Here is a 15,887-nt window from a genome sequence, read left to right as displayed (position 1 = left end):
AAATACGTTTCTTTTTGATAGTGTGGAAATTATTAGGTTTCTTTTTGATCTGTGCTTTTGCGTGAGATTTGAGATTAAGAGGAGAACAGCCAGTGGCTGTTAGGTATTTATTATTGCTGTTTTAGGTAAAGATTCCCTTATGATATTTTAATTGAAACAAAAGCCCGACCCGGAATTTTTTTTTCCGGGTCACGCCCAAAATAAATTCTTCCAGGCTTGAATGCTATAAATTTTGATTTGACTTACTAAAAATAAACCGCTAATTCGCGAATTAATAAATGTAATTAGCGAATTAGCGGTAAACTGTTTTATATATACTCGCTAATTTAAATTTTAAACTGCAAAAAACATTTCCAGTTCTTGAAGTGTCTCTCTGGAGGTTTGAATATCTTTTACAATTTCTCCTTTGTTTAGTGCTACAATTCTATCGCAAACCTCCACCGTATGCAATAAATCATGACTTGAAACCAGAACAGTAATTTCGGGATTTTCAGCCAGTTCTTTGATGATTTTCTTTAATCTATTTACCGTCGTTGGATCTAAATTAGCAAAGGGTTCGTCTAGAATTACCACTTCCGGATTTCCAATAAGCGTAGCAATAATCCCCACTTTCTTTTGGTTTCCTTTGGACAAATCGCGTAAATATTTTTTGTTTTTAAGGATTTCACCGTTAAAAAACTCTTCATGTTTAGCCAGCAATGCATCAATATCGGCTTTGTTTTGACCACGTAAATCGCCAATGAAATAAAAGTATTCTTCGGGTGTTAAGTAACCTATTAAAAAGCTTTCGTCCAGAAAAGAAGCGGTAAACGGTTTCCAGTTTTCACTCGTATTTACTTGAACATTATTATTGATAATATTTCCCGTTGAAGGCTGGATTAAATCCAATAACAAACTGAAAAAAGTAGTTTTTCCGGCTCCATTATTTCCTACTAAACCAAAGCTTTGTCCTTTTGGAATCTCAAGCGTTTCAATGTTTAGAACTGTAGTTCCGTTATATGTTTTTGAAAGGTTGTTTACTTGTATCATTTTGATTTACGATTTTAGAAATACGATATTAGATAGACGGTTTTTATGATTTCTGCTTGTAAGCATCAATGGTTTTATATTTTTCGGTTTTATAGATTTTTTCAATTAGGGAGAATACTTTATCTTTCAAAGCAAAACCTATTAATCCTGCAATGGCTACCAACGCCAATCCTAAATTGGGATCCATAATTTTGGAACCAATCCAATAAAGTCCCAAAGGCAGCAGCAATTTTGGAAGTGAAATCAACATTGTGTTTACATTAAATGCTTTTTTATCGCCAAAAGCGCCTTTAGTAGAATCTAAATCTATTGGTGTTTTCGTGTAAGCGCCGGCAAGAAGTACCAAGTGCGAATTTACTCCAATGTTATAAATCGCCCCGACAACAATTGTAAGGTACACCTGCCAACCAAAATACAAATAAAACGACGCTAAAATTGTCGAAATAAACGTTGCGATCACAATCAGCCACCATTTTGAACTCAAATATCCTTTGTAAGGAATGTTTTGTGTCATCATCAGCGGATAATAAGCGCTGTCCCAACTCGGTACAAATTGACCGAAGGTGAATAAGAATCCTCCCGAGACAAAAATTCCCGCAAAAATGTGCATCACCGGATTATATAAACCATTCGTTTTAAAAAATAACAATCCATAAAATAAAAACACCACACTCATGATAACGGTGGTTTTCGATCTTTTGTTTCTTTTGATTAATTTGATGTCGTTTTTTAAGAACGTTCCCAAAGTACCAAATTGGTTTAACCAAGTCAAATCCTCGGTTTTGGCAATTTTGTTTTTAGTCGAAAGTCCCGCATCTAAGTATAAATTATTTTTAAAAAAATGGAAAGTGAAATAATATAATCCGATTAAAACCAAAACAGGAAGCAGAAACATCCATTTTGTATGAAACAATGCATCGAAAAACAAAGAAGTATAATTGGTAATATCAAAAACTTTATAATATTGACAACCTCCTAAAACAAGTACAACTCCCACGAAAATCGCAAACAAATGGTCTTTGTTATTCAATAAAATATTGAGAAAATTATTTATGTAAATTAATGAAACCATTGCCAAATACCAAATTACCGCGCTCAAGACATCATATCCTTCGATAATCAAAACAATCGTAAACGGAATAAAGAAAAAAACATGAACGATATTAAAAAAGGACAAGATTGTCTTTCCCAAAGAGAAATGCACAATTGTTGGTTTTTTTATTGGTAAAATTAATAACGGTCTAATGTTCATTACCGGAATAGCCTGTAACAAAAGACGAATTATTAAATCCATTAAAAAGTAATAAATCAAAAACTTATTTACCGTTACTAATGGATCAAGTTTCATTTCCTTAAGAATGTAAAATGCTCCAATTCCCAAGGCCAAGAAAGCCACAGAAAAATAAGCAATAAGAAAGAACATTAGAATTTTTAGTCCCAAATTAGTTGCGAAAGAAGCTGATCTTGTAAAAGCCTTCCATTCGAGATAAATAAAACGTTTAAACATAATTTAGTGGTTTGGTTTTATTGTAAGTAGATAAAGACGGAAAAATGTTACAGCTTTTCTAATTTATATTCGGGATAGGTAGTTTGTAAATAGTCTTCTGCCTTGGATGGAATAATTTTAAAAATGATGAAAATCAGCAGACCAAGAACTACCAGAAAGAAACTCAAACCTAGTGTCCAGATGTCATTACCCAAATACTTTTCGGAATGATTAAAGATTGAAACGAAGAAGTTAAATGGAAAAATGATAACGCCTGAAAAACTTCTATATTGATTTATTATTTCTTCAAAAAGCCATCTTTTTTCTTTGGTTTGCTTTTTTCTTTTTTTGATTTTATTGTTTTTGAAAATTTCGTAAAATGTAAACCCAATCAAAATGAGGTAAAACCCGATAAAACTCCATTCGTTGTACCGACTTATTTTGAGAATACTGTATAAAACTAGCGTCATAGCAATCGTCAATACAATCTTTGGGATGCCAAAAAAATCTTTAAAATGTTGCCAAACCAAACCGTTGTATTTTTTACCCAAAACGGCTTGTCGTTTTTCCACTACATCCATAAAACCAAAAACGCCAAACTTCTTAAATTCCTTGTTCAAAGCTTCGTCAAAAGTAAGTTTAGGATTTTCTTGCCATTCGGTTTCAATGGCATTCGCTAAATGATCCACTAGTTCTGATTGCAAGTCATACCATTCTACAAAATGCTGGCGGGTGAAGGTAAAGAGTTGATCTATTTGTGAGGTGGTTAGTTTCATGTTATGTTTTGGTATTCTTGAAAGTTATTTGTCGCTTAAGATTTTCTTACTTCTTTTGTCATGCTGAGGAACGAAGCATCTCTGCTTGGTTAATCAAAACAGTGGTCCAAAAAATTTAACGCAGGGTTAATTGTTTTAATTAATGTAATCTTCTTGTCTTTTTTCCAGCCTTTAATTTCTTTTTCTTTGGCAATTGCTAATTGAATCCAAGTAAATTTTTCGAAATACAACAAATAATGAACATTATATTTGGCTGTAAACGAATTAGGATTCAAGGATTCTTTGTGCTGCTTTAATCGAATTTTTAAATTATTTGTAACGCCAGTATACAAAACAGTTTTAGCTTTATTCGTCAGAATATAAACATAATAAGTATGGTTACCTTCTTGAAATTCTATCATATTCATTTGTTTTAAAGATGATTTGCCAATTTTGTGGAGATGCTTCGTTCCTCAGCATGACAATTTTATATGAGTTTATTACTTGATACTTGAGCTTCGTTGCGTTTTCAAAAACTCTATTTCTGAAGCAATATGATCCGTAACTTCTAGTTTTATGTCGTCATGTTTTAGACTGTTTAAAATTAGAGTTTCATCTATTTGGGTGATTTGTTCTGTGGTTAATTTCATCTTTAAAGATTTGATAATTTTTTTTCAAATTGAAAATGTTTATAGGCAAGTTGCAGATAAATTCCCGTGAGTAAAACATAAATTATTGCAAAAAAAACAGATACAAAAGCAATTTTAGCATCTTGATGATTCAATCGTACTGGAAACAAACCAATTCCTAACATAAAAAGAAAGATGATGAGGCCTAAGCTCTTTTTCTTCATCAAATAACTATACGTTGTTTGTCGTTTTGATGTTTGAATTAAACCCCAAGCCAAAACAACCGAACAAAATTCGGCAAGAACAAACGATTTTAAAACTTGTTGAATATTTGTTGGAACTGTTACATAACTTGCATTTCTAGCAAATAACAGTAATGAAACGGCAATCAAAGCAGAAATTGAAATTACGATCAACAATTGCCTTTTTACTATTTTATGGCATTTAGCAGTCATTATTCTAGGGTTTGTAAAACCAATTAATCCAGAAAAGGAAGGCTGTAATTGTGGTTTCCATTTTTCTAAAACAATTTTTAAATTTTCATCAAAGGAAAGTCCGTTTTCTTCCATTAAAAATTCTATTTCTGAAGCAATATGATCCGTAACTTCTAGTTTTATGTCGTCATAATTAAGACCGTTTAAAACTAAAGTTTCTTCTATTTGGGTGATTTGTTCTGTGGTTAATTTCATGGTATAATTTCTAGTTCAATCTGATTTCTAAAAAAATTAAAATTCTAATTTGGGATTTACTAAACTCTGCATGTTTCTGATAAAATCTTCCAGTTCTGAGAGTCGGTTTACGGTTTCTGTGGTCCCTTTTTCAGTTAATTTATAATATTTCCGCATTCGGTTGTCCACTTTTTCAATCTCCACATCCAGTATGCCTTCAGCTTCCAGTTTATGCAAGGCCGGATACAAAGCGCCCTCAGTAATATTGAGTTCGCCTTGGGTAATTGCTTTTACTTTTTGAGTGATTTCATAACCATACATCTTACCATTTTCTTCCAGCAATTTCATGATGATGGTATTCAAACTTCCCTTGTATAATTGTGAATTTTTCATTTTTTTGTCATTGCGAGGCACGAAGCAAGCTCAAGTTTAGAACACAAATATACATAAGAATCTTATACATAATTAAATTAGGTATAAAAATTTCAAAATTTATCACTTTTAGAAAACATATCGGTTTACTATCTTTGTAAAAAAATAATCACATGTCGTCCTTTTTAAAACTCATTATAAAAGAAGTAAAACGCGAAACCAAAGATGCCGTTTCCATACTTTTTAACGTCCCTGCAGAATTAAAACCCAACTATTCATTTATTGCGGGTCAATACTTAAATTTAAGGTTAACACTAGACGGACAAGAAATTCGTCGTGCCTACTCGATTTGTTCTTCACCAGAAAGCGGGGAATTACGAATTGCGGTGAAAGCGGTAAAAAATGGAGCTTTCTCTCAATTTGCAAATACAAAACTTAAAGCGGGTGACGCCCTAGAAGTAGGAACACCAGAAGGAAAATTCACATTTGATCCTCAAGCCGAACGACAAAAAAATTATGTTGCTTTTGTGGCAGGAAGTGGGATCACTCCGGTTCTATCAATTTTGAAGTCGGTTTTGAAAAACGAACCTAAAAGTTCTTTTGTGCTTGTTTACGGTAATAAATCTCCTGAGGAAACTATCTTTTTTCAAGAATTACACGATTTACAATTACAATATGTCGGGCGCTTTTTTGTGCATTATGTTTTCAGTCAAGCCAAAGCAGAAAATGCATTATTTGGACGCATAGAAAAAGCAGCAGTTAATTTTGTTTTAAGTAACAAACACAAAGAACTGGAATTTGATAAGTTCTATTTGTGTGGTCCAGAAGAAATGATTAATCTAGTAAGTTCTGTTTTAAAAGAAAAAAACGTAAAAGAATCCGCTATAAAATTTGAGCTTTTTACTACTTCTTCCACTGAGAATGCAATAAAAGAAAACTTAGAAGGTCATACAAAAATTACCGTGATGGTGGATGATGAAGAAACGACTTTTGACATGTCAAAAAAACAGACAATTCTGGAAGCCGCTTTAAAACAAGGAATTGACGCTCCTTATTCCTGTCAAGGAGGAATATGCAGCAGTTGTTTAGCAAGAGTGACGTCTGGAACTGCAGAAATGACTAAAAACTCTATTCTGACCGATGGTGAAATTGCCGAAGGACTGATTCTTACTTGTCAAGCGCATCCAACTTCTGCCAGTGTTTATATAGATTATGATGATGTTTAGGAATACCTGAATTCATTCATTGTTCGAAGTTCCAAGTTGGATATTCAATCTTTTTAATTTTGAACATCCAGCTTGGAATTTTTAAATTAGAGATCAAACCCCATGAAAAAACCTCGCGAACTTTTTAAAAATAACCCTCATCTTCTAGACGAAATAGAAGTGGAACAACTTTTGGAATATTGTGAAAAATTGCAAGATGAATTGGTCGATTTAAAATTTAAGCAAAACGAGAACAAACAATTGATTATGCTTGACATGCTCAAAGAAATTATAAAAGCGTGTGAAGAAACCGAAAAACAACAAAAAGAATTTTTACGTTTTGGATTAGAACCGCCTGATTTTGAGGAATCAATTTCTAATCTAAAGCGTTTTTTAATTGTAAGATGTAGAGAAAATGGAATTTGGCTGTGAATCCAATAGTATAATTCAGATTGAATAATACTGTCATAACAACAAATCTACAACACTGACTGAATTCTGAAAACTACTTGCTCTGGTAAAATCGTTCTCATCGCCTCTTCATAACCTTCCACTTTTTTGTTTCCGTACACCGAAGTTGGTAATTTAGGAAACAGGTTTCTATCCGAAACCAAAGCATTTTCCATCGGTTGGTTGAAAGGCAAAAATCCCGCATACGGATGCGTTGCGCCCCAAAGCGTAACAACTTTCACACCAAGCATTGCCGCAATATGCGCATTTCCGGAATCCATGGAAAGCATAACATCCAGATTACTGATGAGTTGCAGTTCTTGCTGAAATTTGATTTTACCCGCCATATTAATGACGTTTTCTTTAGTATTGGAAAGCGTATTTAAAATTCCGATTTCCTTTTTACCGCCTCCAAAAAGCAAGATTGTATTGTTTTTGTCTAAAGCCAATTCGGCTATGACTTGTTCCATTAAATCCAACGGATAGACTTTAGAGTCGTATTGCGCAAAAGGAGCAATTCCAATTAGTTTTTGGCTTTTATCACCAATTAAAGTTAGAATTTCTGGACTTAAAACGGCTTTTTCGGGAAATGCTGTCCCGAGACTTCGGGATAACAAATCTATAGGAAATCCTAGCGCTTCGAATACTTTTGCATGTCTCTCAAACATTGTGGGTAATTGCTTGAAAACTTTATTCTCTTCCTGCGTCAATGCTTTTTTCTCCGCTCTTCCTTTGTCAACTGAAGCCACTTTTTTTCCGCTCAAGGCAAAAAGCGATCTGACAATTTTAGAACGCAGAACGTTGTGCAAATCGGCAAAAGCGTCGATATCCAGCTTTTTTAAATCTTGGAACAATCGCAACAATCCTGCAATTCCTTTATGCCGCTCTTTTTCATCGAAAGCAAAAAAAGAAACATTGGGAATGAAATCAAAAAAAGGTTTGAAAAATGGTCTGCAAACCACCGTGATTTTAACCTCAGGATACTGATTTACAAAAGCCCGTAAAACAGGAACCGTCATGGCGACATCTCCCATTGCGGAAAGTCTCATGACGGCTATATGTTGGATTTTTTTAGGCAATTTAAAAATGCGAATTACTTCTTGTTTTGGTACAAAACAGGATTTAATTCATCATCATTGTACATTTTCATTTGTTTGTAAACTTTCATGAATTTGTCTCCTTTTTCAATGTCTGTTAATAAGTCATCGATTGCAGTTGACAAATCTGATCTTTGCTCCAGTAAAATGTTCAATTTTGCCTGACATTTATCTCTGTGATCTTGGGAAGCTTCAGCACGAGTGGCTTCTTCATTCATATGATAAATTTTTAAAGCTAAAATAGACAATCGGTCAAATGCCCAAGCAGGACTTTCAGAGTTGATTTTTGCATTCTCTTTTACCTTTACGTTGCTGTATTTTTGAAGGAAATAACCATCAATATATTCTACCATATCAGTTCGTTCCTGGTTAGAAGCGTCGATTCTTCTTTTCAATGTCAAAGCGGCTACAGGGTCAATATTTGGGTCACGAATAATATCCTCAAAATGCCATTGTACGGTGTCAATCCAATTTTTCAGGTATAATAAATGTTCGAATTTATCTTTAGGAAAAGGATTGTTTATAGGCTGATCTACATTATCAAATTGATGATAATCCTTAATACTTTGTTCGAATACGGAATAAGCTAATTTTGAAAACATATTTTTATATTTTATAAATACAAAGATACTTTTTATACTTTTATGGTATAAAAAAAACTTTAGAAGTTTAATTCCAAAATTCAAATCATGCAAATTCATATTTTATCAGAAAACAATAGTGTTCTGAATCATTTTTTAGGGCAAATCAGAAACATCAATGTTCATAATGACAGCATGCGTTTTCGAAGAAATATTGAAAGAATAGGTGAAATAATGGCCTATGAATTGAGTAAAGAATTGCACTTTAAAGACATCGAAATCCAAACACCACTTGGCATTAAAAAAACCACAGAAATTAAGGATCAGTTGGTTTTATGCTCCATTCTACGCGCTGGCTTACCATTGCATATCGGTTTTTTAAACTATTTTGACAGTGCCGAAAATGGTTTCATTTCAGCCTACAGACATCATCCTAACAATGATGCTAATTTTGAAATTAAAGTCGAGTATCAAGCAGTTGCTAATATCAATAATAAAAATGTAATATTGATTGATCCCATGCTTGCTACGGGACAATCCATAGTTGCTGTTTTCAATCGATTAATGGAACGAGGAAGCCCGAAAGAAATTCATATCGCTGTTGTTATTGCTGCGCCAGAAGGTATTGCTCATCTTGAAAAACAGTTGCCTGAAAATTGTCATCTTTGGATTGCCACCTTAGACGAAAAGCTAGATGAGAAAAGTTATATTGTTCCAGGACTTGGAGATGCCGGAGATTTAGCTTTTGGACAAAAATTATAATTGCGAGAAAAAAGTAAACAAACTACAAGCAATAAGTACAACTAATGCTATTTCTTGACTTAACTTTGATTGTGGTGTTTCAATGTGACTTGTTGCCATTATTGCCAAAGGGGCAAACGTAAACAGCAATAAATCATTGCTTTTATTTGCTGAAACCACAAAAATTAATACTCCAATAAAAAATGAAACTATAATTTTTTTGAATGAAGTATGCAAAAGTACCGGTCTGTGTGATAAGGTCGCAAACATAGATATTACAAAAAACAAGGCTATAGTAGCATAAATGGATAAAGCGGCATTTTGATAATTGTTAGTGAAATAATTGATCTCAAAAGTTGTTGCCACGTTTCTATTTATGAATTCAATCATACTCACATTGAAAACCATAGATAAAAGCAAAGAAATAATTCCCACTATAAAAAATGCGATAAAAGGTAATACCCAATTTCTAAACTCGCTGGAAACATGAAAAAGTATGGAAATAAATACAAGTATAATAAATAGAATACTCCAAAAATGAAATAAAGCAGCTACAAAAATCCATAATGAAGCATCGAATATTTTTTCTGTGGAAGCTTTCAGTGATTGTAAAGAAATCAATCTCCGAAGTGCCAATAGAATAAAGAAATTTGAAACAACGAGGTTCAAATTATCGAGTACAGAGGGGAAAAAAAGTAGGAATAAAAGATAAAAAAAAATGGTGTAGCTACTGTCTTTACTCAATCCATTTTTCTTTGCAACGAAATTTGTAATTAAAACTGAGGCTAATAAAACACCTAAGATTGTTACTTTTTTCAAAATTAAAATACCCGAGCCCATCCAAGAAAGATCCTGAAACTGATACATTAAAAAGAAAACCAGTATTAAAATTACGACCAAAGATAAATTTAATGGAGTAGATTTTTTAAAAACACTTGTTATCATAAGGATATTTTATACTTTTGTGATTGTAAATATAATACTTGTTTAAAAGGAAAGGCTGCAAGTTCAAAAGATTATTATTGAAAATGAACTTTTTTGTAATCTGAAACCTTTAAAAACAATTAATAAAATTAATTTTATACATTATGAAAGCATTTTTCGAAGGAATAGAATACTTATTTGTAAACATTTTATTTGCTCCTCTTGACTTTTTACGCGCTTTAGAACTGAAATCTTGGTTTGTAGCTAGTACTATCAACTGGATTTTCATGATTATTTGCGCAGCAGCAATGGTCTATTGGATTTTGCAATTGAAATTACATCAAGACAATGGTGAAGAAAACCAAGATACTACCGCTCACTCTTTTTTAAAATAATATTTAAAAAAAGTGAACGATAATTGGAAACTATTTTAAATCATTTCCAATATCTTTTCTAAAATACATCTTATCAAAGCAAAGTTTATCTATGTTTTGGTAAGATTTTTTTATGGCCTCTTCAAAATTATTTCCATAAGAAGTTACGGTCAAAACCCTTCCTCCATTAGACACAACATTGCCGTTGACTAATTTTGTTCCCGCATGAAATACAATCGAATCGGTAATATTTTCTAATCCTTGAATTACTTTTCCTTTTTCAAATTCTTCTGGATATCCACCAGAAACAACCATTATTGTAGTAGCGCTTCTTTCGTCAACTTCCAGCGTAATCTCATCTAGTTTTTCATTGGCTACAGCCAAAAATAATTCAACTAAATCCGTTTTCAATCTAGGAATAACCACTTCGGTTTCCGGATCACCCATTCTCACGTTGTATTCAATTACGATTGGTTCGTTTTTCACATTGATTAAACCAATAAAAACAAATCCCTTGTACGGAATTCCATCTTTTTGAAAACCTTCGATTGTAGGTTTTACGATGCGAGTTTCTATTTTCTCCATCAAAACAGCGTCAACATAAGGAACTGGAGAAACTGCTCCCATTCCGCCTGTATTTAACCCCGTGTCGCCTTCACCAATGCGTTTGTAATCTTTAGCCGTTGGCAGAATTTTATAACTTTTCCCGTCAGTCAGCACAAAACAACTTAATTCTATTCCGTCAAGGAATTCTTCGATAACCACTTTTGAACTAGCTGCGCCAAATTTTTGGTGAACCAACATGTTTCGTAATTCTTCTTTGGCTTCTGCCAAATCCTGAATAATCAAAACACCTTTTCCTGCTGCTAATCCATCTGCTTTCAAAACATAAGGCGGTTGCAAGGTTTCAAGAAATTTACATCCATTTTCAACCGTTTCAGCAGTAAAACTATCGTAAGCGGCTGTAGGAATATTATGTTTAATCAAAAATTCTTTGGCAAATTCTTTACTTCCTTCTAATTGCGCACCTATTTTTGATGGACCAATAACTGGAATATGTTTCAAATCATCATCGTTAAGAAAGAAATCGTAAATTCCTTTTACTAATGGATCTTCTGGACCTACAACAACCATCGCTACTTTTTCCTGAATCACGAACGTTTTTATAGCGTGAAAATCAGTTGGGCTCATATCAACATTAGTTGCGATTGAAGCGGTACCAGCATTTCCCGGTGCTACAAAAAGTTTGTCACAAAGTGGGCTTTGAATCATTTTCCATGCAAAAGCATGTTCTCTTCCGCCGGAACCCAGTAGTAAAATTGTCATGGTGTAGTTTTTAGTTGTGTATCCACCTTTTGGAGGATGGTGCAAAAATAGTTGGTTTTAGGCTGAAATAATAATTTTTTTTACTTACTTTTGACGTTAGTAACGTAAAAGATATGATAATTTCATTTGGATCCAAAGAAACTGAAAAAATATGGAATGGAATTGTGGTAAAAAAACCATCAATAGAAATACAACAAATAGCCCGAAGAAAGCTAAGAATGCTTAATAACTCTCAAGATTTAATAGATTTGAGCATTCCTCCTTCCAATCGATTAGAAAAATTAAAAGGCGACTTGAATACCTATTACAGTATTCGGATTAACAGTCAATGGCGGATTATTTTTATTTGGGAAAAAGGAAATGTTGCTAATGTCGAAATTATAGATTACCATTAAAAGTTCTTAAAATGGAAAAATTAAAAAATATACATCCTGGTGAAATTTTATTGGAAGAATTTCTTATTCCTTTAGAAATATCCGCCTACCGATTAGCAAAGGAACTGAAAATTCCGCAAACCAGAATTTCTGAAATTACTAAAGGAAACCGACGAATTACGGCTGATACCGCTTTGCGTTTGAGTCTGTATTTTGGCAATTCTGCAAAATTTTGGTTAGGACTTCAGGATGATTTTGATATTGAAGAAGAACAAGAAAATAAAGCACAAGAACTGCAATCCATCAAACGTTTTGCTACTAAAAATATAGCTTAGATGTTTCCACTATTCGACTTATCACTCCAAATAAATGGTTTCCCAATGAAGGAAGCCAAATCCGAATTGCAAAAAATTGTTGCTCTATCAGCTGAAGACCACAAAATTTTTGTCGATAATAAAAAAAGAGAAATTGTTGCATTTCATATGCAAAACAATCCTTTTTATCGGGAATTAATTGGTTTAAAAAATGATAAAAACTGGCATGATTTACCTGTTTTAAATAAACAAAATTTACAAAAACCATTATTGGAACGACTTTCGAAAGGCTATACTCCAAAAAATGTTTACGTTAATAAGACTTCCGGTTCCAGCGGTGATCCATTTATTTTTGCCAAAGACAAATACAGTCATGCATTAACTTGGGCTTCTAATATCTATCGTTTCGGCTGGTACGGAATTGATTTCAACAGTTCCTATCAAGCCCGTTTTTATGGAATTCCAATGGATTTTATTGGCAACAAAAAAGAACGGTTCAAGGATTTTTTGAGTAATCGGTTTCGATTCTCTATTTTCGATTTATCAGATGCTGTTTTAGAAAAGATGCTGAAAAAGTTTTATCATAAAAAATTCGATTATATCAATGGCTACACGAGTTCGATTGTTTTGTTTGCCAAATTTTTACAGAAGAAAAATATCGTATTAAAAGATATTTGTCCTTCGTTAAAAGTGTGTATGGTTACTTCCGAAATGCTTTTTGAAGATGATAAAATAGTGCTGGAAAAACAATTTGGAATCCCTATTGTCAATGAATACGGCGCATCAGAACTGGATTTAATTGCTTTTCAGAATCCCGAAGGACAATGGCAAGTGAATTCAGAAACGCTGTTTGTGGAAATTTTGGATGAAAACGACATTGTTTTACCGTATGGTCAAGAAGGTCGCGTTGTCATCACTTCCTTGTTCAATAAAGCGCATCCGTTTATTCGATATGACATAGGTGATATTGGGATTTTGGACGAAAAAAGCACCTTAAAAAAACCCATTCTCAAAAAATTAGTTGGTCGAACTAATGACGTTGCGATTTTGCCAAGCGGTAAAAAATCTCCCGGACTGACCTTTTATTATGTGACAAAAAGCATTATTGAAGACGATGGAAACGTAAAAGAATTCATTATTAAACAAACAAAAATGGATTGTTTTGAAATTGAATACGTTAGTGAAACCGAATTAAATTTGGCACAAATTCAAAAAATTAGAAAAGCAATTGAGTTGTATTTAGAACCTAATTTAAACTTCAGTTTTATTCGAAAAAGTACTTTGGAAAGAAGTAATCGTGGCAAATTGAAGCAGTTTAAATCGATGCTTTAATGTAGCGCGGTTTTATTAACAATTGCGTAAATAAAAATCCTATCATACAAATTGTTGCCACAACCAAATTGAATCCGTGAAACCTTCTGTAAACGGCAAAATTATGCTTTAATAAATCTAATTTTGAAGCAGAGATTGAGTTTTCTCTAATTCTGTAATAAGCCAAACTTTCAGGAACAGGTTGAGCAGATTTAATTTTTTTGAGAATCGTGAGCCAAAGCATCCAATCTTGGCGTTTTCTGATAGATGAAATATTAATCTTTCCGAAATAATCAACATCGTAAATACCCGTAAGATTCCCAACATAATTACAAAAAAACAACTGTTGATAGGAAAGATTTCTGGGTGATTCCACTCGTTTCTTTAATGACTTCCCTTCTTCATCAATACATTCGTAAAAAGAAAAGGAAAACGGTAAATGGTTGCTTTTTAGGAAATTTATTTGTTTTTCCAATTTCTCTGGTTTCCATAAATCATCAGCATCTAAAAATGAAATATATTTCCCCGAAGTCTTGTTTAAAGCGGTGTTTCTGGCAATTCCGGTTCCTGAATTTTTTTCGAGTGTATAAATTTTAATTCTTCTATCGTTAATTGCAATTTCTTCCGCAATTGAAACTGTTTTGTCCGAAGAACAATCATCAACAATAATCATTTCCCAGTTTTGGTAGGTTTGATTTTGCACGGATTGAATCGTTTCTGCAATGAATTTTTCAGAATTGAAAGAAGGTGTAATAATAGATACTAATGCTGTTTCCATTTTAATATGCTTTTTCTTCGCCTTTAAAAATATTGACAACCGTTTGCAAAATAATTTCTAAATCCAAGATAAGCGACCAGTTTTCGATGTAAAAAATATCAAAATTAACTCGGTTAATCATATCTTTTTCGGTTTCAATTTCACCTCGACAGCCGCTAACTTGAGCTAAACCCGTAATGCCAGGTTTAACGCAATGACGCACCATATATTTTTTTATTTTTTTTCCATATGATTTATTTTGTGCCCAAAGATGCGGACGAGGGCCTACAACTGACATATCACCCAGTAAAACATTCAAAAATTGCGGCATTTCATCTATGCTTGTTTTTCTCATAAATTTACCGATACGGGTGACACGCGGATCATTTTTGGAAGCCTCATTTTCGGTTGTTCCATTGATTCTCATCGAACGAAACTTATAACAAAAAAATTCATTTTCATCAATTCCAGGTCTGCCTTGCTTAAAAAAAATAGGCCCTTTAGACTCCAATTTTATCAAAATAGCTAATAAAGGCACTAGCCAAGATAAAAGAAATATTACAACAAGCGATGAAAAAACAATATCAAAAACCCTTTTAAATATCTTTATTAAAGGTTCATGCAAAATTGTTTTCTTTAAGGAAAGAACCGGGAAAAAATCGTAATAATCTATTTTCAAATTCTTTGAAAAAATCTCTTTTGTGTCTGGTATGAATTTTATTGTTTTGTTATTTTCATCGGCAAAATCAATTAAATCTTTCAACTCAACGTTGGAGATTTCATTTAATGAACAATATATTTCATGAACACAATTTTCAATTACAAAAGGCTTTAAATCTGCCAACTTACCTTTGATGTTTTGATTCGATTTCTTATCGGAAAAATAACCCAAAAATCGATAACCGTAATCGTTTCTGGTTTCGAAAAGATTTTTTAATTGAATTGCCTCTGGTGTATATCCAATGATTACTGCGCTTCTGTAATTACTTCCGGTTACTATTCTATATTCTTTTAGATAATAAAACAGCATGAATTTTGATAAAGTAATCAGCAATATGCTAGAACTTATAAAAAGAGCGATAGTATTACCGCTAAAAACAACCTGTTTTGAGAAAGGAAAATAAGCAATGACAATAAGCAAAAATAAGACAGATTGCTTAATTATTTTTGAAATAATTTCGATTGGTGTAGTAAAGCGATATACATCATAAAACTGTATAAAAACAGCAGTGCAAATCCATCCAACTGATTGATAAATAAGATAAATTTCAATGTTTAAATTAAGTTCTTTAAAGAAAAATAGGCTCATAACAGAAATGACCAATAAATCTGTGGCAACACTAATCGGTCTTATGTATTTTGAATATCTTCCTGTTTGAAATGCAGTCATAATTAACGAATATAACCTGTTCGGTACTTTATCAATTTTTTTAAAAAAATCCCTGTTGCCATTGAATTGAAACAGCTGCAGGTAATGGTTATCATTTCGTATCG

At 32.8% G+C, this 15,887-nt stretch carries 20 protein-coding genes; 7 read left to right on the top strand and 13 right to left on the bottom strand.

Annotation, left to right across the window (positions count from 1 at the left end):
* Positions 1-333: 333 nt before the first annotated feature.
* The 7 genes from H4V97_RS09815 to H4V97_RS09785 all read right to left on the bottom strand — a co-directional run bounded on the left by H4V97_RS09815 (position 334) and on the right by H4V97_RS09785 (position 4,960).
* Positions 334-1,029: an ABC transporter ATP-binding protein gene (locus H4V97_RS09815; RefSeq protein ID WP_196851145.1), complete on the bottom strand. Its 696-nt coding sequence runs from the start codon at positions 1,027-1,029 to the stop codon at positions 334-336.
* Between the two features lie 43 nt (positions 1,030-1,072).
* Positions 1,073-2,536: a DUF5687 family protein gene (locus tag H4V97_RS09810; protein ID WP_209549609.1), complete on the bottom strand. Its 1,464-nt coding sequence runs from the start codon at positions 2,534-2,536 to the stop codon at positions 1,073-1,075.
* A 47-nt stretch (positions 2,537-2,583) separates the two neighbouring features.
* Positions 2,584-3,291, bottom strand: a complete 708-nt coding sequence (locus tag H4V97_RS09805) for a hypothetical protein (RefSeq protein WP_209549608.1) — start codon at positions 3,289-3,291, stop codon at positions 2,584-2,586.
* A gap of 89 nt (positions 3,292-3,380) precedes the next feature.
* Positions 3,381-3,692 carry a GIY-YIG nuclease family protein gene (locus H4V97_RS09800; protein WP_209549607.1) on the bottom strand — a complete coding sequence of 104 codons (312 nt, stop codon included), beginning with the start codon at positions 3,690-3,692 and terminating at the stop codon, positions 3,381-3,383.
* A 78-nt stretch (positions 3,693-3,770) separates the two neighbouring features.
* A complete protein-coding gene (locus tag H4V97_RS09795; protein ID WP_209549606.1) occupies positions 3,771-3,920 on the bottom strand; it encodes a hypothetical protein in 150 nt (49 codons plus the stop codon).
* A 2-nt stretch (positions 3,921-3,922) separates the two neighbouring features.
* The gene (locus H4V97_RS09790; protein WP_209549605.1) at positions 3,923-4,588 is read right to left on the bottom strand and encodes a hypothetical protein; all 666 of its coding nucleotides are present in this window, start codon (positions 4,586-4,588) and stop codon (positions 3,923-3,925) included.
* Between the two features lie 36 nt (positions 4,589-4,624).
* Complete coding sequence (locus H4V97_RS09785; protein ID WP_209549604.1) at positions 4,625-4,960, bottom strand: PadR family transcriptional regulator; 336 nt, start codon at positions 4,958-4,960, stop codon at positions 4,625-4,627.
* A gap of 152 nt (positions 4,961-5,112) precedes the next feature.
* Here H4V97_RS09785 and H4V97_RS09780 point away from each other — a divergent pair, with 152 nt between their 5' ends.
* Together H4V97_RS09780 and H4V97_RS09775 are read left to right on the top strand one after the other, a co-directional pair.
* Positions 5,113-6,165 carry a ferredoxin--NADP reductase gene (locus H4V97_RS09780; protein ID WP_209549603.1) on the top strand — a complete coding sequence of 351 codons (1,053 nt, stop codon included), beginning with the start codon at positions 5,113-5,115 and terminating at the stop codon, positions 6,163-6,165.
* A 102-nt stretch (positions 6,166-6,267) separates the two neighbouring features.
* Positions 6,268-6,576 (top strand): hypothetical protein, encoded by a 309-nt coding sequence (locus H4V97_RS09775; RefSeq protein ID WP_209549602.1) that lies wholly within the window; start codon positions 6,268-6,270, stop codon positions 6,574-6,576.
* 47 nt (positions 6,577-6,623) lie between these two features.
* Here the strand turns inward: H4V97_RS09775 and H4V97_RS09770 are convergent, their stop codons facing one another.
* A complete protein-coding gene (locus H4V97_RS09770) occupies positions 6,624-7,643 on the bottom strand; it encodes a glycosyltransferase family 9 protein (protein WP_209549601.1) in 1,020 nt (339 codons plus the stop codon).
* A gap of 44 nt (positions 7,644-7,687) precedes the next feature.
* Positions 7,688-8,293 carry a DUF4254 domain-containing protein gene (locus tag H4V97_RS09765; protein ID WP_209549600.1) on the bottom strand — a complete coding sequence of 202 codons (606 nt, stop codon included), beginning with the start codon at positions 8,291-8,293 and terminating at the stop codon, positions 7,688-7,690.
* 87 nt (positions 8,294-8,380) lie between these two features.
* On the opposite strand from H4V97_RS09765, the gene upp reads away from it, so the two are divergent.
* Positions 8,381-9,034, top strand: a complete 654-nt coding sequence (upp, locus tag H4V97_RS09760) for a uracil phosphoribosyltransferase (RefSeq protein ID WP_209549599.1) — start codon at positions 8,381-8,383, stop codon at positions 9,032-9,034.
* On the opposite strand, the gene H4V97_RS09755 is transcribed toward upp, so the two are convergent.
* The gene (locus H4V97_RS09755; RefSeq protein ID WP_209549598.1) at positions 9,029-9,958 is read right to left on the bottom strand and encodes a DUF6427 family protein; all 930 of its coding nucleotides are present in this window, start codon (positions 9,956-9,958) and stop codon (positions 9,029-9,031) included. The two genes, upp and H4V97_RS09755, sit on opposite strands and share 6 nt — an antisense overlap.
* 143 nt (positions 9,959-10,101) lie before the next feature.
* Between H4V97_RS09755 and H4V97_RS09750 the strand changes: the two genes are divergently transcribed.
* A complete protein-coding gene (locus H4V97_RS09750; RefSeq protein WP_196851158.1) occupies positions 10,102-10,332 on the top strand; it encodes a DUF6341 family protein in 231 nt (76 codons plus the stop codon).
* A 30-nt stretch (positions 10,333-10,362) separates the two neighbouring features.
* Here H4V97_RS09750 and purD read toward each other — a convergent pair whose 3' ends face one another.
* On the bottom strand, positions 10,363-11,637 hold the full coding sequence (gene purD, locus H4V97_RS09745; protein ID WP_209549597.1) for a phosphoribosylamine--glycine ligase: 1,275 nt from the start codon (positions 11,635-11,637) through the stop codon (positions 10,363-10,365).
* A 113-nt stretch (positions 11,638-11,750) separates the two neighbouring features.
* Between purD and H4V97_RS09740 the strand changes: the two genes are divergently transcribed.
* From H4V97_RS09740 to H4V97_RS09730, 3 genes are read left to right on the top strand one after another with little or no spacing between them, the layout of a single operon-like run.
* Positions 11,751-12,032 (top strand): type II toxin-antitoxin system RelE/ParE family toxin, encoded by a 282-nt coding sequence (locus tag H4V97_RS09740; protein ID WP_209549596.1) that lies wholly within the window; start codon positions 11,751-11,753, stop codon positions 12,030-12,032.
* Positions 12,033-12,043: 11 nt separating this feature from the next.
* On the top strand, positions 12,044-12,346 hold the full coding sequence (locus H4V97_RS09735; RefSeq protein ID WP_196851161.1) for a HigA family addiction module antitoxin: 303 nt from the start codon (positions 12,044-12,046) through the stop codon (positions 12,344-12,346).
* A complete protein-coding gene (locus H4V97_RS09730) occupies positions 12,347-13,657 on the top strand; it encodes a phenylacetate--CoA ligase family protein (RefSeq protein WP_196851162.1) in 1,311 nt (436 codons plus the stop codon).
* On the opposite strand, the gene H4V97_RS09725 is transcribed toward H4V97_RS09730, so the two are convergent.
* Both H4V97_RS09725 and H4V97_RS09720 read right to left on the bottom strand, forming a co-directional pair.
* On the bottom strand, positions 13,641-14,414 hold the full coding sequence (locus H4V97_RS09725) for a glycosyltransferase family 2 protein (protein WP_196851163.1): 774 nt from the start codon (positions 14,412-14,414) through the stop codon (positions 13,641-13,643). The two genes, H4V97_RS09730 and H4V97_RS09725, sit on opposite strands and share 17 nt — an antisense overlap.
* A gap of 1 nt (position 14,415) precedes the next feature.
* Entirely contained in the window at positions 14,416-15,783 is a 1,368-nt protein-coding gene (locus H4V97_RS09720; protein ID WP_196851164.1) for an undecaprenyl-phosphate glucose phosphotransferase, read from the bottom strand.
* Positions 15,784-15,887: the final 104 nt, after the last annotated feature.

This window comes from Flavobacterium sp. CG_23.5, from assembly GCF_017875765.1.
Lineage (GTDB): Bacteria > Bacteroidota > Bacteroidia > Flavobacteriales > Flavobacteriaceae > Flavobacterium.
Note: the sequence above shows the minus strand (reverse complement) of the source record. Positions and strands in the feature narration are given on the sequence as shown.